The organism is Diaphorobacter sp. JS3051, from assembly GCF_015832135.1.
Lineage (GTDB): Bacteria > Pseudomonadota > Gammaproteobacteria > Burkholderiales > Burkholderiaceae_C > Diaphorobacter > Diaphorobacter nitroreducens.
Window position 1 is genome coordinate 3,577,765 of record NZ_CP065406.1, and the last position, 24,741, is coordinate 3,602,505.

Here is a 24,741-nt window from a genome sequence, read left to right on the forward strand (position 1 = left end):
TGGCGATCTCCAGTCTGGGCCAGGCAGCCAGGTGCGGCCCCGCCGGCAAAGAAAAAGGCGCGTAGCCGGTGAGGGCTGCGCGCCTGGATTATCTGCCCGCGATCCGGGCTGCTGGGCGACGGCTCAGGCGTATTCGGCCAGGGCCTTCTTCATCTTTTTCATGGCGGCCACCTCGATCTGGCGGATGCGCTCCGCGCTCACGCCGTACTCGGCCGCCAACTCGTGCAGTGTCATGCCGCCCGAGCCATCGTCGTTCACCTGCAGCCAGCGCTGCTCCACGATGCGGCGGCTGCGTGCGTCCAGGCTGTCCAGGGCGGTGGCAATACCGTCCGTGGCCAGCGCGTCTCGCTGGCGCGCCTCGATCATGGCGGTGGGCTCATGGCCCGCGTCGGCGAGGTAGGCGATGGGGCCAAAGGCCTGCTCGCCGTCGTCGCTGGGAGCGGGGTCCAGCAGCACGTCGCCACCGGACAGGCGCGTTTCCATCTCGATGACTTCCTCGCGCTTCACGTTGAGCTGCTCGGCCACCAGGTCGATCTCGTGATCGGATAAGGTTTCGCGGTGCGTGTCGGCGTCCAGCGCGTCGGCCTTGAAGCCCTGCTTCATGGAGCGCAGGTTGAAGAACAGCTTGCGCTGCGCCTTGGTCGTTGCCACCTTGACCATGCGCCAGTTCTTCAGGATGTACTCGTGGATCTCGGCCTTGATCCAATGCATGGCGTAGCTCACCAGGCGAACGCCTTGGTCAGGGTCAAAGCGCTTGACGGCCTTCATCAGGCCCACGTTGCCCTCCTGGATGAGGTCGCCATGCGGCAGGCCGTAGCCCAGGTACTGGCGCGAGATGGACACGACCAGGCGCAGGTGCGACAACACCAGGCGGCTGGCAGCCTCGACATTGTTGTCATCCTTGAGCTGGCGCGCGTAGCGCTGCTCCTCCTCCTGCGTGAGCAGGGGAAGGCGGTTGACGGCGGAGATATAGGCATCCAGGTTGCCCAGCGGGGGAACCAGCGCCCACGGGTTCGCGGGCGCGAGGGTCGTCACGGAGGTTGCAGTCTGGAGTGCCATATCGGTAGTCCTTTCTTTCATGCAAATCATATTAGCACTCCATTGGATAGAGTGCTAAAGGCATAGTTCCCCTACGGATGTAGGAAATAACCACCAAGAGGCGCAACGACGGCCCTTAAAACGCAGGTGTCGATTCCACTCGAGTTTTGTATTTTTCTCATTGAGTTTTGTACTTTTGGGGCGCGAAAAGATCGCGTAACTATTTGATTTTCAATGGGAATTTTCTTACTGGTGACGTTTCGCCTATCTTCTCAGCCTTCTTTTTAAGCAATTTTCAGAAATTTTTACCCCACCCCTTAGAGCCGCGAATCGCGCGTTGATTGCTCCGCAATGCGGTCTAGCCACCAGTTGAATGCACATTGTTTGTGAGTGCTTGCTTTCTCTGTTCGGTCATTGGGAGGAAATTGGTGAGAAATTTCCCCTTTCGTTGCCGGTCCAAGAACTGGGAGCAACGGCGCCCCTACCCGTTTCCTACGGGTTGCTCGTTCGTGAGGCAAAGGAGTGACAGTGCGTGCCAGTGGACGAGTCGCGATCGGATAGGTTTAGGCTGATTGCAGCCGCTCAGTGTTGGCAGGTGAACGTCGGCTCAAGCCGAAACCGGGCGAACGATCATCAACACGGCGGATGTCCATGAGCGCGGGCGTGGTTGCGAATGACGCAGGCACCCGACCGGCTGTTGATAGTCTGAAAACTACTCGCGGTGCGATTTCAAGCGTGGTTAACGAGTAACCGATTTAAGTTGGCCGTCAACTGGTCCTCAACTCCTGCGGTACACATGGACCAAACCTCCGCCAGTTCGCTGCACACCTTCCATGCGTCCCAAGGTTTTAAAGGCGCTGAACCATCTAACGTAAAGGGACCGTCGGTCTCAGGCAGCACCCTGTCAATCGGCATCCTTGCCGCTAGACCCCGCCCCTTTTCACCAGCCAACATCGCCGGCCCTACGCTAAACCAGCATCCCAACCTTATCGCCGCTTGGAGTTCCGTGAGTCCGCCTGAGAACCAGTGCAGGACAGGCAAGCCAACCGAGCCGGCTTGAGCAAGGAGCTCTACCGTCCGTCCAGCCGCTCCGCGGGAGTGAACGCTGATGACTCGCCCCCCTTGTCTCGAGCACTCAGCAAGAGCTGCTCGAAAGATGCGTTCCTGCAAAGCAAGGCTCGCCCGAAATCGCACCGAGCCATCCAGTCCAACCTCGCCGATGAACCGTGCGTTCGCAACACTGCCGACGAGCTGATCGAGCTCCATGGCCTTGGCCGACGCGACCTCCGGGTGCAGTCCAACGCCGACCTTGATGTTCTCCAGTCCTGCGAACACACGCGAGGTGGCCACATAGGCCCTCGGACTGGTCGTGACAACCAACGTGAACTTGTTGCGTGTGTTGGTCTCGCGCGCCAGCACTAGCCCGTTCTGGTACAGGTCGAGATGGGAGTGGAAGTCAATCACAGGACTTGGTGATAGCGAAGAAGGCGGCCCAGTTCGGCTAGCCCACGCTCAACAACGCCTTCGAACGCTACGCGCTCGATGGGGCTCGCGAAAGCAGCAAACTGTCCCGCAGTGAAAGCGCGCACGCCGCTCTCCTCAACCTTCATCACGGCAGCCGCGACAGCGGCCACATCGTTGGCGCCACGTTCAGGTTGAGCGGCTTTCAGATCGGTGAAGTGGTAGGCCTTGGGGGTTGTGTCGGCAATGCCCGAACATAAGAAGGCTGACCTTCGTACAAGGCAGGGGACGCAGCGACCACAGTGTTGCAACCCATACACCGCATACCGACCGCAACTCGTCGACTGCCCTGCCAGCTCGGAAAGGCGAGGCCTATCAAGGCAGCGCTCCATCATTTCCGCCTTCGTCACCGCTGCGTACGGCAATTGAAGGCTGGCTGGGATGCCTAGGCGCGACCAGATGGCCTGAAGTCGACGCATGAACACCGGGTGGGTGGTCTTCGTACTCAGGCTACCTACACGTCCGGCGTTCAGAGGGACGTTCAGGCTGATAAGACCGTTCTCCGGAACGACCACATCGACCGCATTACTGCCAGTGGCGTCGGCGTGGCTGTCAGCCGCGAGCGCTGCGAATGCGAAGAACACGATAGACCTGCCACGCGTGGAACCTTCTCCATCGCGTTGCGGTTTTAGCCAGATGTTCTGATTCCACTGAAGATGGCGATCGCCACCGCCGAGTGTTCGCGCGTAGAGGACTTGAGTTTCCGAGTCACCCTTGGCAATGTGTGAGACGAAGACGGGGGAACGCCCACCCGCGGTCAGGTCGAGCGCCCCAACCAGACTGTCCAACCCACCGGAGAGAAGCGATACGCAGTCCGCGTCATGGACCACGCGATGCTTGGGAATCGGCGGCGGGTAGCCTCCCTCCAGAAAGCTGATGTGCCAGAAGTCGCCGGTCAAAAATCGTAGCGTCTGCTCGATGTCGTCCGTCAGCTCCGCGAACGGTGCGGGCTCGTATAGAACCACTTCCAGTTCAATTACACGCGTCCAGCCATCGGCCGACGGGCTGCGTTCTACGGCGTGATCAGCGGCGTTGACAGCAAGGGCAAGGGTGAGGAAGTCCCAACTTGCTGCACCAGGTTCGACACCTGCGCGCTTGATGTCCTCTATGAGCGAAGCGCCCACGATGCTGACGTCCGGGAGTCCATCGTGCCCGTACATCGAGAAGTACGTGACATCGGCGGAACGATCCTCGGGGATGGCGTCCTTAGGTGCACAAAAAACCCTGGTCATAGGTCCGCCTCGAAGAGCTCGAACGTCATCTTCAACGCCTCCTGAAGAATCGCGTCGAGCTGGTTCCGCGTTGGGTTCGCAACCGTGCCTTTCAACATGTCTATGTGCAGACCAATCTCGTTCTTGAGGAAGCGCCTCATCTCTCGCTCACGAATCACGACAGTTGTTGGGTCAATCTGAGCGCTCTCGAAGATGGGCCCCAAGTCGAAACACAGACGATTGGCGGCTTCGATGGCCAGGTACCCCTTCATCAGCTCCCAAATGTCGCTGACGTTCATTGCCAAGGGGTCTACGCTGGTGTCGTCCCTCAGTAGCTCGTGCAGCGCAAGCGCCATAGCGTCACGGAATGACTCTTCGTCAGGGCTTCCACCTGCCGGCGCCAGCTCACGGACGATTGCGTCCACCACGTCTTCAGCCGACGGATTAGTGGCTTGTAGGTTCTCAACCCACTGGCGAGCTTCGCTGGACGCGCCTTGGCTTGCCGCGTTCAGGAATGAGAAAAGCGACGACCCGGCTCGAGTGGAGGCGCGCATCCGGCTCGACGCAGCCTGCGCTCCGCCACTTCCGCGCCGCGAGTAGTGCCCCAAGGCCTTGCGAAGGTGCTGCGAGTCACCGTTCCTGAGGAACTTGCCCATCTCCCGACGGGCATCCCCGTAGCGGGCCGGCGGCGCGACACCAGCTGCACCCGGAGGTGAAACTGCGGGTTCCGCGTCCCCAGGGGGAACCGACCCTCCGCCGCCAATCGCCCCGGCAACGTCATCGAGCCACGGTGGATCAAGGCTCACGCCGGACCCTGGTCCTGCACTTGAGGTGGACGTGCCCATTACTTCGCTCCCTTCTGGAGGTACTGGCGCGACCTGGCCAACGTCTCGGAGTCCTCCGCCCAGTTGCTAAGCAGGGCGTGAGCCCAATCCCTCTGCCGAAGCAACGGCATCAGTGCCACATGGCGCTTGTTTCCCGGAATCTCGGCGAACACCGATGCGAGCTGAGCTCCCAGCTGCGGATGAGCGTCAGTGCAGTTCAGGCATCGAACGATGTCTTCCTCCTGCCACTGGTCCTCTCGCGCCTTGCGCACCGCCCGGTTCAGGATTCGTGACACATCTCCCTCGCCAAGGGCCGCCAATCTAGGCACAAGCAGCTTCGACACCTCGGTTGCCTCCATGGTGGCCTCCAGCAGCTTCTTGGCTTCTGCGGACAACTCGTCGTAGGCCGCCAGACCCAAGCTGCGGTCTCGGCTGAGATGGAGGATGGGCCGTAGGTCTTTTGTCGCGAGCTGTGGATTCAGTCTGACCCACTGCTCATAGAAGTCACCAGTCCAGGACGGATGCGGCGGCTCGTACTTCTCTGCGGCCTGGGCCGCCTTCTCTACGCTAGCGAGGAACGTCGCCTTGAACCGCCCCGGGTTTTGAGGAGGCTCCAACACTTGAGAAGATGGAGCTATGAACAAGTCACCGAAGTTCTCCCCGGAAGTGCGCGAGCGCGCCGTGCGCATGGTGCAGGAGCACCGAGCCGACTACCCGTCGCTGTGGGCAGCGATTGAATCGATTGCCCCCAAGATTGGCTGCGTGCCACAGACCTTGAACGACTGGGTCAAGAAGGCCGAGGTCGACAGCGGCCAGCGCCCCGGCACCACCACCTCGGATGCGCAGCGCATCAAGGAACTGGAGCGTGAGGTCAAAGAATTGCGCCGGGCCAACGACATCCTGAAGACGGCCAGCGCGTTTTTCGCGCAGGCGGAGCTCGACCGCCGACTCAAGTCGTGAAGGCCTACATCGACCGCCACCGTGATGACTACGGGGTCGAGCCCATCTGCCGGGCGCTGCAGATGGCCCCGTCGTGTTACTGGCGCCACGCAGCCCGGCAACGCAACGCGCAACTGCGCAGTGCACGCGCCCAGCGTGACGAGGGTTTGAAGGCCGACATTCAGCGCGTGTGGCACGCCAACTGGCAGGTCTACGGAGCCGACAAGGTCTGGCTGCAGATGAACCGCGAGGGCATCGTGGTGGCGCGCTGCACGGTCGAGCGTCTGATGCGTGCCATGGGCTTGCAAGGGGCACGCCGTGGCAGGGCGGTGCGCACCACCACGCCGGATACCTCGGCCCCGTGCCCGCTGGACCACGTCAACCGGCACTTCCATGCCAGCCGTCCCAACGAGCTATGGGTGTCGGACTTCACCTATGTCTCCACCTGGCAAGGCTGGTTGTATGTGGCCTTTGTGGTGGATGTGTACGCTCGGCGCATCGTGGGCTGGCGCGTCAGTCGCAGCATGCAGACGGACTTCGTGCTCGATGCCCTGGAGCAGGCTCTGTACGAACGCCAGCCAGCGGCCCATGTCTTGACGCACCATTCCGACAGGGGCAGTCAGTACGTCAGCATCCGCTACACCGAACGCTTGGACCAGGCGGGCATACAACCTTCGGTGGGCAGCAGGGGAGACAGCTATGACAACGCGCTGGCCGAGACCATCAACGGTCTGTACAAGGCCGAGTTGATTCACCGCCGGGGACCTTGGAAGACCAGGGAATCCGTGGAACTGGCCACCCTGCAATGGGTGCACTGGTTCAACCACGTCCGACTGCTCACGCCGATTGGGGGCATCCCTCCGGCAGAAGCTGAGGCAAACTACTGGAGGCAACTCGCCGCCAGCGACACCTCGACAGAAGTGTCAACTTAAACCAATCGGCCTCCTCGAAAGCCGGGGCGGTTCAGGTCGAGCTATATACCGGGGACGTCCCGTCAGTTTTTGAGCGGTTCAGTGACTTGGTCGGTGCGCAGCACTGGAAGAAGCGAGTTGACCTTCTCAAGGCCGATATCCGAGGCAACAAGCTGCTGAGGGAGCACCTGCTCCAAGAGAATGAGTTTGCTTTTGGCTTGCAGGCGGCGTCCGAACTCACGAAGAAGTATGGCCGGTTGCCCGTGCACCAGATGGACATCAGCCCGCTGTATCCGTGCATGGCCTTTGCCGCTCAGATACTGTCGATTGCTGAATCCTCCGCCGGCCCCCAGCGAGCCCAGCTGGTGCGCCGTGTTCACGGTGCGCTGAAGAACCCTGATGACTTGCGCGGCATGCGCCTGGAGCTGACGGCCGCGACTCACTTCCTTCGACGTGGTCTCGAAGTTCAATGGCCCGAAGTGACCGGGGGAGGCACGATGGATCTCTTGATCCCGGCTCTCGGACCACAAGGGCTTGAAATCGAGTGCAAATCTATCTCCGATGACAAAGGGCGCAAAATTCCAAAGCGTGACGCCTTGGATTTCTGCGCACTTGTGGCGCCCAAGCTGGATGCTCTTGGGAAAGGGCTGAAAGTAGGTGTCGCGGCTGTACTGACCCTTGATGGGCGCATGCCAGGGAACTTCTTGGAACGTCGGAAGTTGGCGGAATCATTGGTTCGTCATGTGCTGTCTGGCGTCAGCAACTGCCAGTTGGATGGGGCGAATCTGCGAATTCATGAATTCGATCCCCTTCTGCTTGGAGATGTTGGAGACGACGGGCGGCCCGTGATCTCAAGAGACCAAGTCGATACGATTACCGGGACGACAAACAGGCAGGCTCTGATCGTTGGTCGAAAGAGTGGAGGCGCCATCGTCCTAGTGCTTCAGAGCGCGCAAGACGACTCTCTGCTGACCTACACGTTTGACACCCTGTCCCGGTCGGCCAACAGGCAGCTGTCTGGACAAAGAGCCGGGATGTTCCTGTTGGGCCTCGACGGGCTGGAGGCGGAATCGTTGTTGGACCTTGCTCAGCAGGATGGAGCTGGCGATCAGCCACCAACGGCCCTTCGCGTTCGGGTCAGTGAATTTCTGGCCAGCCACGGCCGGGACCATGTCATTGGGGTTGGGTTTATCAGCAAAGGAGGACTACGCCCCGCTGCTGGTGGCGTGACTGACAGTGGGGGCTCCGCCTATGTTTTCCCGAAACGCGAAAGTCCCTTTTGGCATGACGATTTCGCCGGGCTGTTTGCCGAGAGGGCATGAACGGCTTGGCGCTTAGACCCAGCGCAGGGCTTCAGGGCGCCAAGTGGCCGTTGCCTGACTGCTGGCGGTGGCGACCTGCGTCGGTGGCCACAGCAGGTCGTCCAGCAGTGCGACGGTCTCGCCCAGGCTCGCGGCTTCGATGCGGTTCTTGTTCAGGAAGGCCTGCCACTGACGCAGCTTTGCGGCGTCTTCGCTGAACTGCTGGGTCAGTGCCAAGGGCCGCCCGGTGGGCAGGGCGGTCTGGCGTCGGGCAAAGGTGGCGGCAATGGCTGCTGCCAGTGTGGCACCGTCCAGTTCCGTGCGCCGTGCGATCACCGCCAGGTCGAAGAAGTCCTTCATGCGGCTGTTCGCTTGCCCCAGCATCACCATGGCCTGGTATTTCTCTGCGATCACGGTGTAGACCGGATAGACCCGCAGCGTGGGGGCTGGGAAGTCACCCAGCAGAGTCGGGTAAGCCACCGTCTGTGGCCCCGGCGTGACGGCATCGCCGAAGCCCACGTCGATCTGAAGGGCGCAGCGTGCGGAACCGATGCGTGCCACCAGCGTGATGCGGGTGCCGCCGTAGGTGTTGTCCTCGCGAATGGCGTCGGCCTTCACGGATTCGGGGTCAAACACGATGCCGTCGCCCAGGTCCATGGCGGCGATGTCGCGGAAAGTGGCGATCAGGTTCGCCTCGTCGTCAGGGCCAAAGCCCAGCAAGTCAGCGTCCCGCGTCGGGCGGTGCGGGGTGTCGTACCACAGCGCAAAGAGCAGGGCGCCCTTGAGCAGAAAGCGGTCAGCATGCGGGGACGTGCTGACGCGGGCCAGCAGGCGCTCCATGCCGTAGCGGTTCAGCAGCAGGTTGTAGTCGTCGCCGCGCTGTTTGGCGAGGGTCAGCAGTCGGGCCAGGATCGACGCGGATAGGTTGCCGGTCATTGCGTCACCGCCTCCAGATAGGGCTGCATGACACGGTCGACCCGGTTGATCTTGGCGAAGTGGCTCAGTTCGGCTATGGTGACCTTGCGGCTGCGCCATGCATCTTTCAGCGCCTCCAGCGCCACGTCCAGGCCAATCTTGTTGCGGAACTTGAAGCAGTCGGCCACGGTCTTGGCGGCGCTGTACACGCGGATGGGGGCACCGTGTTCGGTCACGGTCTGGATACCGTTGCTGTAGGCGGTGCCGCGCAGGCGCGTGATGCGCAGCGTGGGGTAGCTCAGCGCCGGGGTCTGTGTCGCTTCGGGCAGCGCAATCCACACTTCATGCGGCAGTTGCGTGCCGATCTCATGAAATTGCAGCGCACTCAGCAGGCACAGCACTGCCTTGGGCACGCGCTGGCAGACCTCGATCAGCGTCTGGTGCTCGGTGACTTCAGCATCGGGCAGTCCATACAGGCCACGGCCCAGCCGTTGCAGCTTTCCGGCCTGGTGTAGCCGGATCAGCAGCTGCGGTGACCAGCCATGCTCGCGCACATCCGCTGCCCGCAGCACGCGCCGGTGCCGGGCCAGTTCGAGGATGTGGTCAGACTGGTTCATGAGGGGGTAGTTTAATATCCGCATTACTTTTATTCAAGTGATGCGAAATTCAATCAGTCCCGCGCCGTGGTTCTACTGCTCGCCGATCTTGCGCATGGCCGCCGTGGCTTCTTCCATGGCGTTGCGAACCGGGGCGACGATCAATCGAGCGTAGACCTTGGTGGCTTCCGGGGTCTTGTGGTTCAGAACCCTGCCGATGATGGGCAGGCTGGTGCCGCTGCTGGCCAGCCAAGAGCCCAGCGTGCGGCGCAGGTCATGGATGTGCAGGTCACGCATCTCGTAGTGCTGCAAGTGCAGTCCGTGCTTCTCCGCCAACGGCGTGTAGCGTTCGATGGTCTGGGCCGGGAAGTCGATGGCCTCTTCCAGGGCCAGTTGGTAGTCGAAGGTCTTGGCCGTTGCCTTCTCCGTCAATGCCTCCACCAAACCCAACGCCGTGCCGCGCGCCAGCATGCGCTCCCAAGCCCCTCGTGGCTCCACCAAATGACCGCATTCGCCGGAACCAGGGAACACGAAAAGAGAATCGCTGCTTTGGGCAGCCTTCTTTCTTCGTTCCAGAACCTCGATGGCCTCGGGGGTCAGCAGCACGGTCTGTGGCTCGCCATTCTTTGTTCTCTCGATGTTCCATTCCTTGCGTTCAAGGTGAACATCCGGCCATTGCATCGACATGACGTTGCTGCGGCGTGCTCCCGTGTACAGGGCGAGTTTCACGAAGTCACGCACCAGCTCGTTCGATTCATGCTCCATGGCCAGCATGAGGCGGGGCATCTCATCGGGGAGTACGAATCTTGAGCGGGACTTCTCCCTGTACTTGTCCATTCCCCGGCAAGGATGATTGCCGTCGAAGTAGCCCCACTGGATGGCACGGCTGTACATCGAGCTGATGAGTGCAATCACGCGGTTGGCCGTCGTCGGGATGTGGCCCATCTTTGCGTGATGGGAGATCAGCTGAGCGCGCGTGATGTCTGACAGCCGCAGCTTTGCAAGGTTGACGCCGTACCTGTTCGTGTCGATGTGGCGCTCGAATTTTTCGATGTCCTCCTTGTGGGACACCTTGCGGACGGACGAGTGCCGCTCGTAGTAGACCTTGAAGAAGTCGGCCAGCGTTATCTCGCTGCGTCGTTCGCGCATCGACTCGGCAGGGTTGAGGTCCTGCGCGATGTCTGCATTCAGCGCCGCGACCGTCTTGCGAGCTTGCTCGATGCTCACATCCGGGTAGCGCCCGATCTTGATGCGCTCTGGCCTGCCTTGGATGCGTCGGTAGAGCAAGAAACTCTTCCGGCCGGTCTTGCCGACGCTGATCGCGAGTCCTTTGGTGTCTGTGTCGTAGAAGTAGGCCACACCTTCGGACGGCAGCGTCAGCCGGTCGAGGGCGCGCTTGGTGAAATTTAGGCGGTTGCTGGGGGTCGGTTGGTCTTTGTGCATGCGGGAAATCTTGCTACGCGGTGGCTACGAGCCCCGTGCCTTTTGCAGAGATAGATCGCACGCTTGCTAGTGTGGTGTCTCAAAAGTAATCATCAAATAATGGTACTCGCTGCCCGCGCCACAGATGCCAAGATGGTGTCCGCACTTTTATGCCACACGAACGGCTTGGGATCCTCGTTGTGACGATCAATGTATTCCCGTATGGATTGCTCCAGCTGAGCAACGCTGGTGTGGGCGCTGCGCTTGATCCACTGCTCGCTGATCTGGCTAAAGAAACGCTCGACCAGATTGAGCCAGGACGCTGAGGTGGGCGTGAAGTGAACGTGGTAGCGAGGATGGGCTGCTAGCCAGGCCCGCACTGCCTGCGTCTTGTGCGTGCCGTAGTTGTCCATGATCAGGTGGATGTCTTGTTCGCCAGGCACCGCTGCATCGATGGCTTTGAGGAACTGCAGGAATTCCACACTGCGGTGACGGCGCTTGAGCTGTCCTATGACTTTGCCAGTGGCCACATCCAGCGCTGCAAACAGCGACGTTGTGCCATGGCGCTTGTAATCGTGCGTGCGCGTGCTGGGTTTGCCAAACGTCAGTGGTAACCCTGGTTGGGTGCGATCCAGAGCCTGGATCTGGCTCTTCTCGTCCACGCACAGCACCAAGGCGCGATCGGGTGGTGCCATATACAGCCCCACCACATCCCGTACCTTGTCCACGAAATGGGGATCCGTCGATAGCTTGAAGGTTTCTTGCAGGTGCGGCTTCAGCCCAAAGGCATGCCAGATGCGCTGCACCGTCGCGGGCGATACGCCAGCGTGCCGACTCATCTGGCGCACGCTCCAGTGCGTGGCGTTGTCAGGCTTGCTCTGGCGAACCTTGTCCACAATGAGCTGAACCTGCTCGTCGCCCACACTGCGCGGGCGGCCAGCGCGCGGGGCATCGGTCAAACCCGCCAGACGATACGCCCGGTAGCGCCGCCGCCACTTGGAGACAGTTTGCACCGTCGTGCCCAAGCGTTGGGCAATCATGGTGCCCGACTCCCCATCTGCGCAGCCCAGCACGATTCGCATGCGCAGCTTCTCGTCCTCGGGCGCTTTGCGTACGCGCAGTCGCGCATGCAGCTCTGCGCGCTCGGCATCGGTGATCTGCAGCTTCGTGGCGGGGCGTCCAGGGTGGGCCATCAGCGTAGTCTCCTATAAGGAAGCTGATTCGACCAACACCGGTCAAAATAGTTCTATCTATTTTTGAGACACCACACTAGCCGAGCGTTGATCGAGGCCGGTCACGGTTTACCGAGACTTGCCGTTTGACCCGCAGGGCTGTTGAGGTTGTTAAGGAAATCCTGCAAAACCCCGAACGCAGTCTGCTAGAAGCCAGGAAGTCATGGCATCCTCCCCGCCCATGAAGCAAAGCAGCCTTGACCTGAAACTGAGCACCAAAAAGACCCGCAAGCAAGAACTGCTGATCCAGATGGATTTGGTGGTTCCCTGGGCTGCGTTGGTCGAGCTCATCACGCCGTATTACCCAGAAGGCAAGAACGGCCGCCCACCCTTTGCCCTGGAGACCATGCTGCGCATCCACTGCATGCAGCAGTGGTTCACCCTGTCAGATCTGGCGATGGAAGAGGCCTTCTTTGACACCCCGATCTACCGGGAGTTTGCAGGTCTTGATGTCCATGGGAGGGTGCCTGACGAGAGCACCATCCTGAGGTTTCGTCATCGGCTGGAGAAACACAAGCTGGCCGAGCAGATTCTGGCCACTGTCAACGAGCTTCTGGCAGCCCAGGGCTTGCTGCTCAAGGCAGGCACTGCGGTCGATGCCACACTGATCGCAGCGCCTAGCTCTACCAAGAACAAGGACAGAAAGCGCGATCCAGAGATGCATTCGAGCCAAAAGGGCAACGAATGGCACTTTGGCATGAAGGCCCATATCGGCGTGGATGCGGACTCGGGACTCGTGCATACCGTCATAGGCACCTCGGGTAACGTGGCCGACGTTGTAGAGGGCAACAGCTTGCTGCACGGGCAGGAGACAGACGGGTTTGGTGATGCGGGCTACCAAGGTATCGACAAGCGCCCGGATGCCAAGGAGGCAGTGCGGTGGCACATCGCGATGCGCCCAGGCAAACGCAGAGCGCTGGACAAAGAGAACAACCCCGTTGACGCGCTGATAGACCAAGTGGAGAAGATCAAGGCGAGCATCCGTGCCAAGGTGGAGCATCCCTTCAGGGTGATCAAACGACAGTTTGGATACACCAAGGTGCGCTACCGGGGATTGAAGAAGAACACGTTGCAGCTCAAGACGCTGTTTGCGCTGTCCAATCTTTGGATGGTGCGCCATCAATTGCTGGAGGCGCAGGGATGAGTGCCCCTGAAATCAGGCAAATGGCCGCAAAGGCGGTGCAGATGGCCCGCAAGGGCGTGGAAAGTGGTGCGAAGACCCAGGCTAAACGCCATCCATCGCACTATCTGAAACCGGTGACCTTGTAGCACTTACGCATTCGAGTTATTCAGGGCATCCTTAACGTCCGTTGTCCGCAGATGGCGACGAGTGGCGAAAAACAACATTAGCCGTAACCATGCTCATAATCCTTTGGTCGTTGGTTCAAGTCCAACACGCCCTACCAAGTAGATAAAGGAAACCCTGCTATCGTTTTGGTAGCATGGTTTTTTGTTTCCCGGGTCATGTAGCCACCATGTAGCCGTTGGAGCGCAATTTCCGTCAGTGGTCAGTTGCTGGGGGCGTCGTGAACCCAGCCCGTGCGCTCGACTTCGAGGGACCGTATTTTTCCGCGAAGCGCAATGCAAAGCTCTGTGGCCTGAATTCGCATGTCTCGCGCCGTCTCTAGGTTCCCTTTGCAACCGGTCGTGGATTGCTCTCTAAAGAATGCTGCGCGTGTCGTCGCTTCAAGCGCACCGGCTATTTCCTCATCGAGACGTTTTATAAAAAGCTGGAACCTGTTGTTCGACATGCCGCTAAGCGCCACAGCGCGGGACGTGGCTGTAACGCGAGTGGTGCCAGCGAGGAAATAGAGGTTTGTCGCTTCGGCTTCAATTTCAGCGGCGGCCAATGTGAGCCGCTCCAGTTCCAGCGTGAATTTGTCTTGTTCGGCTTTCGCAGTCACAAACTTCGACAACTGGTGCGCCTCGGTTGCGGTTTTCCAAGCCCAGTAAGCGGCTGCCGCACTCACCGCACCAGAGAACGCCGACAAGTAATCTGTGAAATTGGACATGCTATCCCCCCGTTGCTCGTTGGAGGCGAAGGTTACCTTGCCCACGTTGCCCCAAGGACTCAGTGTTTAGCTTGGAAGCTTTGCGATTACCTTGATTTCGAACTGGAAGCCGTAAAGCCAGGTTACGCCGATACCGGTCAGCGTGGGATAGGGGGCATTGCCCCAATAGTCCGGCACGATCTGCCAAATGCGCTCGAAATTCTTCTCGGGGTCCACTACGAACACCGTCACGTCGACTACGTCGTCAAAGCTGCACCCGGCTGCCTCCAGCACAGCGTTCAGGTGAGTGAAGGCGAGGCGGACTTGAGATTCCAGATCGGGCTCTGGCGTGCCATCTGCACGGCTGCCCACTTGGCCCGAGACGAATAGAAAGCCGTTGGACCGGATCGCTGGTGAGTAGCGGTTCTTCTCGTAAAGAGCTTGGCGGCCTGGCGGGAAGACAACGTCGCGTGGAGGCATGGGACATCTTTCATTGGATAAAAGAACCCACTGTAGGCACTGTATCTGTTCGGATAAACAGGAAAGTATCATCAAGACTGTTTGCAGAATCTGGACAATCTCCTGACCTCTATGGATCGTTTCGACGCTATGGTGGCCTTTGCTCGCGTGGTAGAGACACGCAGCTTTACCTAGGCCGCTCAAACGCTGCACATGAGCAAAACTACGGTAACTCAGCTTGTGCAGCAGTTGGAAGCGCGTTTACGGGTCAGGCTTTTGAACCGCACCACCCGCAAAGTGAACGTGACAGCCGAAGGTGCCGCCTATTACGAGCGTGTCGTGCGTCTGTTGGGTGACCTGGATGATGCGGAGACCAGTCTGATCAGTGCCTCAAGGAGGGTGTGCAGAATTTTGTGTAAACGGACAATCCACCGCCGGCGTAAGCCGGCCTGTCCGTAAGCACAATGAACACCAAGAAACACGACGTACCCGAAGAACTGCTGTCTGGCCTGCTGGCCAACTACAAGAAGCCCGAAGACCTCATCGGCGAGAACGGTCTGCTCAAGCAACTTACCAAGCTGCTGGTCGAGCGAGCCCTGGACGCTGAGCTGACTGAGCACCTGGGCCATGAACGCAACGAGGCGGTGGCCAACCCCGCTGGCAACACCCGCAACGGCAAGAGCAAGAAGACCCTCAAGGGCGAGTTCGGCGAATTGCCCATCGAAGTGCCACGCGACCGCCATGGCAGCTTCGAGCCTCAGCTCATCCCCAAGCACCAGACCCGCTGGGCCGGCTTCGACGACAAAATCATCTCGCTGTACGCCCGTGGCATGACGGTGCGCGAGATACAGGCCCACCTCGAAGAGATGTACGGCACCGAGGTCTCACCCAGCCTGATTTCCTCGGTGACAGATGCCGTGGCCGACGAGGTCAAGGCCTGGCAGGCCCGACCGCTGGAGCCGATTTATCCCATCGTCTATCTGGACTGCATCCATGTGAAGGTGCGCGAGGGCGCGGTGCGGGTCAAGGCGGTGTACCTGGCCATCGGCATCACCATGACGGGCGACAAGGAGGTGCTGGGCCTGTGGCTGGCCCAGACCGAGGGCGCCAAGTTCTGGCTGCAGGTGGTCACCGAGTTGCGCAACCGGGGCGTGCAGGACATCTTCATCGCCTGCGTCGATGGGCTCAAGGGCTTCCCTGACGCCATCGAGGCAGTCTTCCCCAAGGCGGTGGTGCAACTGTGCATCGTTCACATGGTGCGTCACAGCCTGAACTACGTCTCATGGAAGCGCCGCAAGGAAGTGGCGGCCGACCTGCGCCGTATCTACACGGCCGCCACCGCCGAGGAGGCCGAACTGATGCTCGCAGAGTTCGAGGCCCGATGGGATGCCGAGTACCTGCCCATCGGCCAGTCCTGGCGCAGGAACTGGAGCCGCTTGACCCCGTTCTTTGACTACCCGCCGGAAATCCGCAAGGTCATCTACACCACCAATGCCATCGAGTCGGTGAACATGGGCCTGAGGAAGCTGACCAAGAACCGGGGCTCATTCCCCAGCGATGAGGCGCTGAGCAAGCTGTTCTACCTGGCCCTGCGCAACATCAGCCAGAAGTGGACCATGCCCATCCGGGATTGGAAGGCTGCGCTGACCCGCTTTACCATTCAGTTCGGAGACCGCATCTCCGTCAACTGAAGTCCGAACCGTTTACACAAAAATTCGGACACGCCCGCCTCAAGCGCGCCTCAAGGCCGCCTGCGGGTGGACGTGCCCAGCCCTCTGGCACGCATGGTCCTTGTTCCGGCTTTTGCTGCATTCCATGCGCGCTATCCGGACATCCAGCTGCACATGGGTGTAAGTGACCGAGTGGTCGATCTGATCGATGAAAACGTCGATTGCGTGGTGCGGGAGGTGAGCCGGGCGACGCCTCGCTTGTGGCAAGGCATGTAGGCGATCTTTCCATGGGGCTGTATGCGGCACCTACATACTTGGCGAATGCCGGAATGCCCTTGCACCCCAAGAACCTGGAGGCCGCACCGCACCACATCGTGGGCTTTCTGGGATCAAGCACCGGACGCGTCTTATCCTGCGTATTGCACCGCGGTGACGAACAAGTGCGCGTGATGGGCCGTTACGCGATTGCCACCGATGATGGCAATGCCTACCTGGCGGCAGGCGTTGCTGGTCTGGGGGCGCTCTGGTTGCCTCAGTACATGGCAGCGCCGCATCTGGCGCGGGGTGAACTGGCGCCGCTGTTTGAGGACTGGTCCATTGCGCCGATGCCGCTGTATATCGCGTTTCCTCCCAACCGTCATATGGGCGCTCGGCTGCGGGTGTTCATGGATTGGATGGTTGAACTGATGAAGACGCATGCTCCGCTGTCCGGGGCGGTTCCGCATCGGCGCTGAGAGGAGAGGCGTTGGACTGCGCCAGAGGATTGCGCCACCTGGCAGCTAACGGGTGCGGCGGCACGACCTGCAGCTCACAGCTTCTCTGGCCATAACGACAAGCGGCGCTCTTGGGGCACACTCTGATTGATGACTGTCGCCAGCTCCAGCATTCAACTTGAATCTGCCCCGGCCTCGTTCAAGAGCGCCAAGGCTTTCGATGCATGGTTGAGGAAGAACCATGCCGCTTCGGGCGGCCTCTGGCTCAAGATTGCGAAAAAGGGCGCTCAAGAACCCAGCGTTACTTACCCCCAGGCGTTGGAAATCGCACTCTGTTGGGGCTGGATCGACGGTCAGAAAAAAGCTCTCGACGATCAGCACTACCTCCAGCGTTTCACGCCGCGGCGCGCGCGCAGCATTTGGTCGAAAGTCAACATCGACAAGGTCGAGGCACTCATAGTGGCGGGCCGCATGCAGGCGCCTGGCTACGCCCAGATCGAAGCGGCCAAGGCCGATGGGCGCTGGGCACGGGCTTATGACAGCGCTCGTACGTCTACCGTACCCGAGGATCCGTTGGCCGCGTTGGAATTGACGCAAAGGCCAAAGCCTTCTTTGCAACGATCAATGCGGCCAATCGTTACGCGGTACTGTGGCGTATCCAGAAAGCCGTGAAAGCAGAAACGCGCGCCAGACGTATCGCCCAGTTGGTTGATATGCTCGCACGCGGCGAAACTATCCACCTTTTCAAAGCCCGCGCCCGCGCCCGAGAGTGAATGCCACGCGCATGGTGCACCGGCTTGCTGTCGGCTCCAGTCCTTTAAGCACTACCAGTCCCCAATAGCACACCCCGCTATCGCGTTGATAGCGGGGTTTGTTTTTTCACTGCCGATCAACGCAACGGCAGTCGGCTGCGCGGCTGCGTTGTTCGGAAATCGCACTACGCGCAAATAGGCCGTTGCCTACGGCGCGGGACCGGTCCGCCTCACACCATGGGCTTCTCTTGCATTCCAACCCCACAACCTGGAGAAGACCCATGCCCAAGCCACGTTATGACGAAGCCCAGCTCAAGGATCTGCTGTTGCAGATGATGGAAACCGAGCTGGGTGGTGAGCAGGTGTACCGCGCAGCGATCGACTGCGCGACCAATGAAGACCTCAAGAAGGAATGGGAGGGCTACCTCGACGAGACGCTATCGCACCAAAACGTGGTACGCACGACCTGCGAAAAGCTGGGAATCGACCCCGAAGAGGTGGCGCCTTCGCGCCTGGTGGTCAAGCACATCGGCGATTCGCTGGTCAAGGCGATCGAGTTGGCCCGGCAGGCCGGCAATCCTGCGCAGGCCCAGTTGGTCGCCTGTGAATGCGTGGTGCATGCCGAGACCAAGGACCACGCCAACTGGGAACTGCTGGGCAAGGTGGCAGAGGTGGCGACCGGGGATGTCGGTCGCGCCCTGAAAGATGCCCACGAGCGCGTGGAGAAAGACGAGGATCACCACCTGTACCACACCAAGGGCTGGTGCCGCGAGCTGTGGATTGCAAGCCTGGGCATGCCGGCGGTGCTGCCTCCGCCGGAAGAGGTCAAACAGGTAGAGACGGCCATTGGCGCGTCGCGCGCGGAGCAGCAACGCGACGCGATGCTCTGAGGAGGCTGCGTGGCGCGCCCCGCCGCATTGCGCCGCACGCCGCTGCCGCGCAGCAAACACGTGCTGCTGTTGGTGGATGTGATCAATCCGCTGAATTTCTCTACAGCGGCAGACCTGCTGCCGGGAGCGGTACGCGCCGCGAACGCCATTGCGCGGTTGAAGACACGCCTGGCGCGGCGCGGGGTCACGGCGATCTATGCCAACGACAACTACGGCACGTGGCACAGCGACTTCCGTGACATTCTCACGGCCTGCCTGCTTGCGCCCGCGCCGCAGGATCTGGTGATCCTCAAGCCACAGCATTCGGCGTTCCATTCGACTCCCTTGCAGCATTTGCTGGACAAGATGCAGACCGAGCAGCTGATCATCGTGGGCCTGGCCGCCGACATGTGCGTGATGCTGACGGCCACCGATGCGCGCATGCTGGGCTACAAGGTGTGGGTGCCGTCGGATTGCACCGCCGCGGAATCGGAACACCGCAAGACGGGGGCCCTGCGGCAATTGCATGAGGTGTTCAAGTGCGCCGTACGGCCTGCGGTACGGGCGGCTGCACGCTGACTGACCGGAGCGACCGCCATGTTCAACCTGGACTTACCCGCCGCGGAGCTGGTGCTACGCGCCGCCATGGTCTACGGCCTGCTGCTGGCCCTCATGCGTGTCAGCGGCAAGCGCACCGTTGGGCAATTCACGCCGTTCGACCTGCTGGTGGTGATGTTGGTCAGCGAGGCCGCGGGCCCGTCCATGACGGGCAAGGACCAGTCGCTGTGGGGCGGTCTCATCGTCTGCCTGGTGCTGATCGGATTGAATATCCTGGTGGGGATACTCACGGCCCGCTTTCGCATGGCAGAGAAACTGCTGGAGGGCGAGGCGATCCTGCTGGGGCGCAATGGGCATGTCTTTGACACGGTGCGCAAGCGGCATCGCGTATCGGAGAACGACGTGGAGCGGGCGTTGCGCGAGGCCGATTGCGACAGGAAGGACATGCGCTACCTCTTCCTGGAAGCCGACGGCAGCTTGAGCGTGCAAAAGCACCGCGAGGATTAGCCCCGTCGCCGCCGGGTTACCGATGGTGACGGCCCGTGCACCGCGGCTGCGGTATGGTGCTGCATTTTTCGGAGCAGGAGGCAACAGGCATGCGTTATTTCTTAAAGGCAGGCGGCGCCGTGGCCGTGGTGGGGCTGATGATGGCAGGTTGTTCGTCGATCGGACCGGGCAGCAGCCCGGCGCCCGCGCCCATTGGCGCCAGCACGGCCCCGGTGGGCGGTGAATGCAACGCCCAGGGCGCGCAGGCGGCGGTGGGTAAAAATGCCACGGCCAAGGTGGTGGAGGACGCGCGCGTGCGCTCCGGCGCGCGATTGGCGCGCGTGCTGCGCCCGGGCCAGATGATCACCAAGGAGTTCGATGGTCAGCGTCTCAACCTGGAGGTGGACGCCAGCGGCAAGATCACTGCCGTGCGCTGCGGCTGATCAGCCGGAGGAATGTGGCGCCGATGAAGTGTGCGCGGCTGTGACCGGGCACGCTTCGTCGGTGTGCTTTCGGCGCCCGCTCAGTCCGCCAGGAAGAGCGCCTGCAGGTCGCTCAGAAAGTCAAAGCCCCGCTGCGTGGGACGCACGCGCTCCATGTCGCGCGTGATCAGGCCCTGCGCCTCGGCCTGCTGCAGGCCAGCGGCTATGGCCGTGATCGCCAGGCCCGTACGGGCGGTGAAGTCCTGCAGCGCAAAACCCTCCTGCAGCCTTAGCGCATTGAGCATGAACTCGAACGGCAGGTCCGCGCGGCGCACGTCGTCGTCTTGCGCGATGGCGCGCCCTGCGAGTGCTCCGGCCATGTAGAGCTGCGGATCGCGCAGGCGCACCTGGCGCACCACCCGGTGCGCAAAGCTGAGCTTGCTGTGCGCGCCCGCGCCAATGCCCAGATAGTCGCCAAACTGCCAATAGTTGCGGTTGTGCACGCATTGGTGGCCCTCGCGTGCATAGGCCGATACCTCGTAGCGTGCAAGGCCTGCCGCGCCCGTCAGTTCGGTGATGCGGTCGAGCATGGCATAGGCGGCATCGTCCTCGGGCAGCGGTGGGGGGTACTTGGCGAAGTAGGTGTTGGGCTCGATGGTCAGGTGGTAGATGGAGATGTGCGGCGGCTGCAGCGCGAGCGCGGTGCGCATGTCCTCGTCCAGCTCGGCCGGCGTCTGGCCGGGCAGGGCGTACATGATGTCGAGGTTGAAGGTGTCGAAGGCCTGTGCGGCCTCTTCCACCGCGGCCAGCGCCTGTGCGCGGTTGTGCACGCGGCCCAGCGCCTGCAGGTGCCGGTCGTTGAAGCTCTGCACGCCGATGGACAGCCGCGTGACCCCCGCGCCGCGGTAGGCGCGAAAGCGCTCCTTCTCGAACGTGCCGGGGTTGGCCTCCAGCGTGATCTCGCAGCCCGCGTCCAACCGCAGGCGCGCGCGGATGTCGCCCAGCAGCCGGTCGATGGACTCGGGTGCAAACAGGCTGGGCGTTCCGCCGCCGATGAAGATGCTGTGCACCGTGCGACCCCAGATCAGCGGCAGGGCGGCCTCCAGGTCGGCCAGCAGGGCGTCGATGTAGCGCGCTTCGGGCACGCTGCCATCGCCGCCCACGCCGCGCGCCTCGTGCGAGTTGAAGTCGCAGTACGGGCATTTGCGCAGGCACCACGGCAGGTGCACGTACAGCGACAGCGGCGGCAGGCTGGACAGCTGCAGCAGGCCAGGGCGCATGTAGTGCTGCACGTCGCGCAGCGGCGCGCCGGACTGCGCGGCGGGGAGGATGGGGATGGTCATACGAGTCTAAAAACCATAGCTGCTGGCGATTGCCTGACAACCGTTTCAGTATCAAAAGACATTGAACCCCTTATCTGGCAAGCGCTAACCGCTCACCTTTCTGAGGTTCCGGCAAACCAATGCTCGCGCATCAGCTCCAGCATCTGGCGCGACGAGCGGCCGCGGTGGCTGTGGGCGTTCTTCACCTCGGGCGGCAGCTCGGCAAAGGTCTTGCCGAAGGCGGGCAGCACCATCACCGGGTCAAAGCCGAAGCCGCCCGTGCCGCGCGGCGCGCGTGCAATCTCGCCGGCCACGCGGCCCACGGCGATCAGTGGCTCGGGGTCCTGCGGGCTGCGCACGGCCACCAGCGTGCTGACCATCGCGGCGCGGCGGTCGTCGATGCCCTGCATCTGCTCCAGCAGCGCGCGCACGTTGTTGGCGTCGCCCTTGTCGTAGCCGAACTGCGTGGCGTAGTAGGCCGTCTGCACGCCGGGCTGACCGCCAAAGGCCTGCACGCACAGGCCGGCGTCGTCCGCCAGCGCGGGCAGGCCGGTGTGGGCGCTGGCAAAGCGGGCCTTGGCCAGTGCGTTCTCGACGAAGGTGTGGAACGGCTCCTCGGCCTCGCCCACGCCCAGTTCGGCCTGGGGAATGAGCTGCACGCCCAGCGGGGCCAGCATGGCCTGCAGTTCGGCGAGCTTGCCGCGGTTGTTGGAGGCGAGTACGAGTTTCATGGTCAAAAAGGTCTTTAGCGCATATCAACTAAGCGCAAAAAGCTATCAATTGCGTAGCGACTGCCGTTGCAGGGCGACCAGCTCGGCGATGCCCTTCTCGGCCAGCGCCAGCAGTTGGTCCATTTCCTGGCGCGAGAAGGTCGCGCCCTCGGCTGTGCCTTGTACCTCCACATAGTGGCCGGCGCCGGTCATCACCACGTTCATGTCGGTGTCGCAGGCCACGTCCTCCACATATTCCAAGTCCAGCAGCGGTTGGCCCTGCACGATGCCCACGGACACGGCGGCCACCGCACCGGTGAGCGGCGATGCGCTGATCTTGCCCGCAGCCAGCAGGGTGTTGACCGCGTCCTGCGCCGCCACCCAGGCGCCCGTGATCGCGGCGGTGCGTGTGCCGCCGTCGGCCTGGATCACGTCGCAGTCGATCTGGATCGTGCGCTCACCCAAGGCTTTGAGATCAAAGACTGCCCGCAGGCTGCGGCCGATGAGGCGCTGGATCTCCTGCGTGCGTCCGCTTTGCTTGCCGCGCGCGGCCTCGCGGTCGCTGCGGGTGTGGGTGGAGCGGGGCAGCATGCCGTACTCGGCCGTCACCCAGCCTTCGCCGCTGCCGCGCTTGTGCGGCGGCACCTTCTCCTCGACCGACGCGGTGCACAGCACGCGCGTGTTGCCGAACTCGATGAGTACCGCGCCCTCGGCATGCATGGTGTAGTGGCGCGTGATGCGGATGGGGCGCAGCTGGTCCAGGGCGCGGCCGCCGCTGCGGGCAAAGGGGGTGGTGTTCATGGCAGGTCCAGGTCAAAGAAGGGGCTCCCCGCGCTCCTGGCGGAGAGCGGAGGAGGCGGTGCGCCCGGGCCGCGGCCTACAGCTTGCGCGCGGCAGAGCGCCGGATGGCTTCGTTGATTTCGGCGATCGAGCGTTCGATGGTCTCGTCGTCCAGGTCGTCCGCAAAGCTCTCCAGCGGGCCGGCCTGGATGGTGGAGGCGAACACGTCGTCACTGATGCTGTCGGTGGAAATGCCCTGGGTGGACTCGAACGTGTCGGGGGTTTCCCACTCCATGGCCACCACGGTCACGTTGTCGCTGCCGTCCCCGGCCTTGCGCAGGGCGTCCTCGACCAGGTCGGGCACGGCGTTGGAGACGGTCTGGCGGCCCAGCTGGCGTGCGATGGTCTCGTCGTCCAGCGCGCCCCACAGGCCGTCGGAGCACAGCAGGATGCGGTCACCCTGCTCCAGCAGCACGGGGCCGGCCACGTCGTACAGCGGCTTGGTGGGAGAGCCCAGGCAGGTGAACAGCACGTTGCGGTTCACGCGCTCCAGCCCGGCGATGGCGGCGTTGCGCAACTCCAGGTAGGAGTGGTCACGCGTGCGCATGAGCAGCTCGCCCCCGCGCACGAGGTACAGGCGCGAATCGCCGCAGTGGATCCAGCTGGCGCGCCCGTCTTGCACCACGGCGATCACCAGCGTGGTGCGCGGCGTGTCGAGCATGTCCTTGGTGGTGCCATAGCGCAGGATCTGATGGTGCGCGCCCAGCAGTGCGGTGGAGAGGAACTCCTGCACGTCCTTCAGCGTGGGCTTGGCTTGGCGCTGGAACATCGCGGAGACCGTCTGGATGGCGATCTGCGCGGCGACCTCGCCCTCCGGGTGGCCGCCCATGCCGTCAGCCAGCACGAACAGCACCGACTCGCGCGTGTAGCAGTACCCCATGCGGTCTTCGTTCTTCTCGCGCCCGCCGCGGCGGCTGATCTGAAAGACAGAGAACTTCATTTAGGCCGCGCTCCCAGACCGGTGGCTTCGCCCACCTTTTGCACGTTTTTCTTGGTGTCCGACACCAGGGTGTCGAGCTGCATGCGCATCTTCTCGGCCACCGACAGCTTGGTATAGCGGCGCTCGCCCTCGCGGCTGAGCTCCTTTTGCAGCGCGAACACCGATTGCGGGCGCGACAGCGGATCGAGCGCCATGCACCATTCGACCACCTCGATCAGGTTGTCCGAATACACGCCGCGCAGCTTGTTCAGCGCCAGCGACAGGCGGTCCTTCTCCTGGCGCTGCGGCGCCTCGTTGGGCGGAAATCCCTGCATGCACGCATAGATGCAGGCGCCAACGGCGTAGATGTCCGTCCAGGGGCCCATCTGCGAGTCGCGGCGGTACATCTCGGGCGCAGCAAAGCCGGGGGTGTACATCGGGCGGATGAAGTTCCCCTCTTTGGAGAGTACCTCGCGCGCGGCGCCGAAGTCGATCATCACCGCGCGGTTGTCGTCGGTGATGAAGATGTTGGCGGGCTTGATGTCCAGGTGCAGCATCTTGTGCTGGTGCACGATGCGCAGGCCGCGCAGCACCTCATCGAACAGCGAGCGGATGGTGGACTCGCGGAACACCTTCTGTGTCTTGAGGTCGCGTGCGGTGATGATGAAGTCCTGCAGGGTCGCGCCCTCCAGGTAGTTCATCACCATGTAGACGGTCTCGTTTTCGCGGAAGAAGTTGAGCACGCTCACCACGGAGGCGTGCGAGATCTGCGCGAGCGCACGGCCTTCCTCGAAGAAGCTCTTGAGGCCCAGGCGGTAGAGCGAGAGCTTCTCGGGGGGCACCTTGGGCAGCAGTTCGCCCGGTGCACGCGTAGCCAGAGAAGCGGGGAGGTATTCCTTGATGGCCACTTGCTGGCCTTCGGCGTCAATGGCGAGGTACACCACGCCAAAACCACCGGAGGACAGCCGTCGCACCACGCGGTAGCCGCCAATGGCGGTGTCGGGGGGCAGGGGGGCCGGCTTGATTTTTGACATAGGAAGCGAAGGCAGTCGTGGGCGCGGGTGGGGAACCCGGATAATCGCTGGATCGCAAGCAACCAACCACCGAAAAGTCCAATGGC

25 protein-coding genes, 3 pseudogenes and 1 other annotated feature are annotated in these 24,741 nt (G+C 62.0%); of the genes and pseudogenes, 12 read left to right on the forward strand and 16 right to left on the reverse strand.

The features are described from left to right. Positions 1–123: 123 nt before the first annotated feature. The 5 genes from rpoH to I3K84_RS17000 all read right to left on the reverse strand — a co-directional run bounded on the left by rpoH (position 124) and on the right by I3K84_RS17000 (position 5,211). Positions 124–1,059 (reverse strand): RNA polymerase sigma factor RpoH, encoded by a 936-nt coding sequence (gene rpoH / locus I3K84_RS16980; RefSeq protein ID WP_196995037.1) that lies wholly within the window; start codon positions 1,057–1,059, stop codon positions 124–126. 708 nt (positions 1,060–1,767) lie between these two features. After that, positions 1,768–2,502 carry a Qat anti-phage system TatD family nuclease QatD gene (qatD, locus tag I3K84_RS16985; protein WP_196995038.1) on the reverse strand — a complete coding sequence of 245 codons (735 nt, stop codon included), beginning with the start codon at positions 2,500–2,502 and terminating at the stop codon, positions 1,768–1,770. Then, positions 2,499–3,791 carry a Qat anti-phage system QueC-like protein QatC gene (gene qatC, locus I3K84_RS16990; RefSeq protein WP_196995039.1) on the reverse strand — a complete coding sequence of 431 codons (1,293 nt, stop codon included), beginning with the start codon at positions 3,789–3,791 and terminating at the stop codon, positions 2,499–2,501. Before qatC ends, qatD begins: the two co-directional genes overlap by 4 nt. Next, a complete protein-coding gene (gene qatB / locus I3K84_RS16995) occupies positions 3,788–4,576 on the reverse strand; it encodes a Qat anti-phage system associated protein QatB (RefSeq protein ID WP_231403355.1) in 789 nt (262 codons plus the stop codon). The genes qatC and qatB overlap by 4 nt, the downstream gene beginning before the upstream one ends. Before the next feature lie 38 nt (positions 4,577–4,614). Then, the gene (locus I3K84_RS17000; RefSeq protein ID WP_196995041.1) at positions 4,615–5,211 is read right to left on the reverse strand and encodes a hypothetical protein; all 597 of its coding nucleotides are present in this window, start codon (positions 5,209–5,211) and stop codon (positions 4,615–4,617) included. Between the two features lie 19 nt (positions 5,212–5,230). Between I3K84_RS17000 and I3K84_RS17005 the strand changes: the two genes are divergently transcribed. Then, positions 5,231–6,465 (forward strand): IS3 family transposase gene (locus tag I3K84_RS17005; protein WP_085947515.1). Its coding sequence is split into 2 segments (ribosomal slippage): positions 5,231–5,519 and positions 5,519–6,465, totalling 1,236 coding nucleotides; the frame shifts between segments, so codons are not numbered across the junction. Beyond that, positions 5,509–5,625 (forward strand) — a sequence feature (AL1L pseudoknot). It overlaps the preceding gene by 117 nt. 86 nt (positions 6,466–6,551) lie before the next feature. Continuing rightward, positions 6,552–7,766, forward strand: coding sequence for a hypothetical protein (locus I3K84_RS17010; RefSeq protein WP_196995042.1), 1,215 nt, complete (start codon positions 6,552–6,554; stop codon positions 7,764–7,766). A 12-nt stretch (positions 7,767–7,778) separates the two neighbouring features. Here the strand turns inward: I3K84_RS17010 and I3K84_RS17015 are convergent, their stop codons facing one another. From I3K84_RS17015 to I3K84_RS17030, 4 genes are all read right to left on the reverse strand, one after another. After that, positions 7,779–8,681, reverse strand: coding sequence for a nucleotidyl transferase AbiEii/AbiGii toxin family protein (locus I3K84_RS17015; RefSeq protein WP_011804354.1), 903 nt, complete (start codon positions 8,679–8,681; stop codon positions 7,779–7,781). Then, entirely contained in the window at positions 8,678–9,277 is a 600-nt protein-coding gene (locus tag I3K84_RS17020) for an AbiEi antitoxin N-terminal domain-containing protein (RefSeq protein ID WP_049756454.1), read from the reverse strand. The genes I3K84_RS17015 and I3K84_RS17020 overlap by 4 nt, the downstream gene beginning before the upstream one ends. Positions 9,278–9,349: 72 nt before the next feature. Then, entirely contained in the window at positions 9,350–10,699 is a 1,350-nt protein-coding gene (locus I3K84_RS17025) for a site-specific integrase (protein WP_196995043.1), read from the reverse strand. A 92-nt stretch (positions 10,700–10,791) separates the two neighbouring features. Then, positions 10,792–11,871, reverse strand: a complete 1,080-nt coding sequence (locus I3K84_RS17030; protein ID WP_005801445.1) for an IS630 family transposase — start codon at positions 11,869–11,871, stop codon at positions 10,792–10,794. Positions 11,872–12,091: 220 nt separating this feature from the next. Between I3K84_RS17030 and I3K84_RS17035 the strand changes: the two genes are divergently transcribed. Further along, complete coding sequence (locus tag I3K84_RS17035) at positions 12,092–13,054, forward strand: IS5 family transposase (protein ID WP_196995044.1); 963 nt, start codon at positions 12,092–12,094, stop codon at positions 13,052–13,054. Beyond that, positions 13,051–13,179, forward strand: a complete 129-nt coding sequence (locus I3K84_RS22460) for a hypothetical protein (RefSeq protein WP_255352815.1) — start codon at positions 13,051–13,053, stop codon at positions 13,177–13,179. The genes I3K84_RS17035 and I3K84_RS22460 overlap by 4 nt, the downstream gene beginning before the upstream one ends. Before the next feature lie 239 nt (positions 13,180–13,418). Here the strand turns inward: I3K84_RS22460 and I3K84_RS17040 are convergent, their stop codons facing one another. After that, a complete protein-coding gene (locus tag I3K84_RS17040) occupies positions 13,419–13,922 on the reverse strand; it encodes a hypothetical protein (protein WP_196995045.1) in 504 nt (167 codons plus the stop codon). A 66-nt stretch (positions 13,923–13,988) separates the two neighbouring features. Then, entirely contained in the window at positions 13,989–14,381 is a 393-nt protein-coding gene (locus I3K84_RS17045) for a Rid family hydrolase (protein ID WP_196995046.1), read from the reverse strand. 111 nt (positions 14,382–14,492) lie between these two features. On the opposite strand from I3K84_RS17045, the pseudogene I3K84_RS17050 reads away from it, so the two are divergent. From I3K84_RS17050 to I3K84_RS17085, 8 genes and pseudogenes are all read left to right on the forward strand, one after another. Further along, positions 14,493–14,753, forward strand: a pseudogene (locus I3K84_RS17050) (LysR family transcriptional regulator); the annotation flags it as partial. Positions 14,754–14,824: 71 nt separating this feature from the next. Continuing rightward, positions 14,825–16,051: an IS256 family transposase gene (locus I3K84_RS17055; protein WP_011804356.1), complete on the forward strand. Its 1,227-nt coding sequence runs from the start codon at positions 14,825–14,827 to the stop codon at positions 16,049–16,051. A gap of 36 nt (positions 16,052–16,087) precedes the next feature. Continuing rightward, positions 16,088–16,764, forward strand: a pseudogene (locus I3K84_RS17060) (LysR substrate-binding domain-containing protein); the annotation flags it as partial. 129 nt (positions 16,765–16,893) lie between these two features. After that, a pseudogene (locus tag I3K84_RS17065) lies at positions 16,894–17,516 on the forward strand (YdeI family protein). Between the two features lie 260 nt (positions 17,517–17,776). Continuing rightward, complete coding sequence (locus tag I3K84_RS17070) at positions 17,777–18,385, forward strand: hypothetical protein (RefSeq protein ID WP_196995047.1); 609 nt, start codon at positions 17,777–17,779, stop codon at positions 18,383–18,385. Between the two features lie 9 nt (positions 18,386–18,394). Then, positions 18,395–18,943, forward strand: a complete 549-nt coding sequence (locus tag I3K84_RS17075; RefSeq protein WP_172206407.1) for a cysteine hydrolase family protein — start codon at positions 18,395–18,397, stop codon at positions 18,941–18,943. Positions 18,944–18,961: 18 nt separating this feature from the next. Next, the gene (locus I3K84_RS17080; RefSeq protein WP_047350010.1) at positions 18,962–19,429 is read left to right on the forward strand and encodes a DUF421 domain-containing protein; all 468 of its coding nucleotides are present in this window, start codon (positions 18,962–18,964) and stop codon (positions 19,427–19,429) included. 89 nt (positions 19,430–19,518) lie between these two features. Continuing rightward, positions 19,519–19,851, forward strand: coding sequence for an I78 family peptidase inhibitor (locus I3K84_RS17085; RefSeq protein ID WP_103737365.1), 333 nt, complete (start codon positions 19,519–19,521; stop codon positions 19,849–19,851). An 80-nt stretch (positions 19,852–19,931) separates the two neighbouring features. Here I3K84_RS17085 and hemW read toward each other — a convergent pair whose 3' ends face one another. From hemW to I3K84_RS17110, 5 genes are all read right to left on the reverse strand, one after another. Next, positions 19,932–21,173 (reverse strand): radical SAM family heme chaperone HemW, encoded by a 1,242-nt coding sequence (gene hemW / locus I3K84_RS17090; protein WP_196995048.1) that lies wholly within the window; start codon positions 21,171–21,173, stop codon positions 19,932–19,934. A gap of 92 nt (positions 21,174–21,265) precedes the next feature. After that, positions 21,266–21,883 (reverse strand): RdgB/HAM1 family non-canonical purine NTP pyrophosphatase, encoded by a 618-nt coding sequence (rdgB, locus tag I3K84_RS17095; protein ID WP_011804363.1) that lies wholly within the window; start codon positions 21,881–21,883, stop codon positions 21,266–21,268. A gap of 45 nt (positions 21,884–21,928) precedes the next feature. Further along, positions 21,929–22,663 (reverse strand): ribonuclease PH, encoded by a 735-nt coding sequence (gene rph / locus I3K84_RS17100; protein ID WP_196995049.1) that lies wholly within the window; start codon positions 22,661–22,663, stop codon positions 21,929–21,931. Between the two features lie 76 nt (positions 22,664–22,739). Then, positions 22,740–23,642 (reverse strand): PP2C family serine/threonine-protein phosphatase, encoded by a 903-nt coding sequence (locus I3K84_RS17105; RefSeq protein WP_011804365.1) that lies wholly within the window; start codon positions 23,640–23,642, stop codon positions 22,740–22,742. Continuing rightward, positions 23,639–24,655 (reverse strand): serine/threonine-protein kinase, encoded by a 1,017-nt coding sequence (locus tag I3K84_RS17110; protein WP_015912601.1) that lies wholly within the window; start codon positions 24,653–24,655, stop codon positions 23,639–23,641. Before I3K84_RS17110 ends, I3K84_RS17105 begins: the two co-directional genes overlap by 4 nt. Between the last annotated feature and the right edge of the window lie 86 nt (positions 24,656–24,741).

What these genes read in the sequence shown, in the direction of transcription:
- rpoH (WP_196995037.1), bottom strand. Translation starts at nt 1,059, where the DNA reads ATGGCACTCCAGACTGCAACCTCCGTGACGACCCTCGCGCCCGCGAAC.
- qatC (WP_196995039.1), bottom strand. Translation starts at nt 3,791, where the DNA reads ATGACCAGGGTTTTTTGTGCACCTAAGGACGCCATCCCCGAGGATCGT.
- I3K84_RS17015 (WP_011804354.1), bottom strand. Translation starts at nt 8,681, where the DNA reads ATGACCGGCAACCTATCCGCGTCGATCCTGGCCCGACTGCTGACCCTC.
- I3K84_RS17020 (WP_049756454.1), bottom strand. Translation starts at nt 9,277, where the DNA reads ATGAACCAGTCTGACCACATCCTCGAACTGGCCCGGCACCGGCGCGTG.
- I3K84_RS17025 (WP_196995043.1), bottom strand. Translation starts at nt 10,699, where the DNA reads ATGCACAAAGACCAACCGACCCCCAGCAACCGCCTAAATTTCACCAAG.
- I3K84_RS17030 (WP_005801445.1), bottom strand. Translation starts at nt 11,871, where the DNA reads ATGGCCCACCCTGGACGCCCCGCCACGAAGCTGCAGATCACCGATGCC.
- I3K84_RS17035 (WP_196995044.1), top strand. Translation starts at nt 12,092, where the DNA reads ATGAAGCAAAGCAGCCTTGACCTGAAACTGAGCACCAAAAAGACCCGC.
- I3K84_RS22460 (WP_255352815.1), top strand. Translation starts at nt 13,051, where the DNA reads ATGAGTGCCCCTGAAATCAGGCAAATGGCCGCAAAGGCGGTGCAGATG.
- I3K84_RS17040 (WP_196995045.1), bottom strand. Translation starts at nt 13,922, where the DNA reads ATGTCCAATTTCACAGATTACTTGTCGGCGTTCTCTGGTGCGGTGAGT.
- I3K84_RS17045 (WP_196995046.1), bottom strand. Translation starts at nt 14,381, where the DNA reads ATGCCTCCACGCGACGTTGTCTTCCCGCCAGGCCGCCAAGCTCTTTAC.
- I3K84_RS17055 (WP_011804356.1), top strand. Translation starts at nt 14,825, where the DNA reads ATGAACACCAAGAAACACGACGTACCCGAAGAACTGCTGTCTGGCCTG.
- I3K84_RS17070 (WP_196995047.1), top strand. Translation starts at nt 17,777, where the DNA reads ATGCCCAAGCCACGTTATGACGAAGCCCAGCTCAAGGATCTGCTGTTG.
- I3K84_RS17080 (WP_047350010.1), top strand. Translation starts at nt 18,962, where the DNA reads ATGTTCAACCTGGACTTACCCGCCGCGGAGCTGGTGCTACGCGCCGCC.
- I3K84_RS17085 (WP_103737365.1), top strand. Translation starts at nt 19,519, where the DNA reads ATGCGTTATTTCTTAAAGGCAGGCGGCGCCGTGGCCGTGGTGGGGCTG.
- hemW (WP_196995048.1), bottom strand. Translation starts at nt 21,173, where the DNA reads ATGACCATCCCCATCCTCCCCGCCGCGCAGTCCGGCGCGCCGCTGCGC.
- rdgB (WP_011804363.1), bottom strand. Translation starts at nt 21,883, where the DNA reads ATGAAACTCGTACTCGCCTCCAACAACCGCGGCAAGCTCGCCGAACTG.
- rph (WP_196995049.1), bottom strand. Translation starts at nt 22,663, where the DNA reads ATGAACACCACCCCCTTTGCCCGCAGCGGCGGCCGCGCCCTGGACCAG.
- I3K84_RS17105 (WP_011804365.1), bottom strand. Translation starts at nt 23,642, where the DNA reads ATGAAGTTCTCTGTCTTTCAGATCAGCCGCCGCGGCGGGCGCGAGAAG.
- I3K84_RS17110 (WP_015912601.1), bottom strand. Translation starts at nt 24,655, where the DNA reads ATGTCAAAAATCAAGCCGGCCCCCCTGCCCCCCGACACCGCCATTGGC.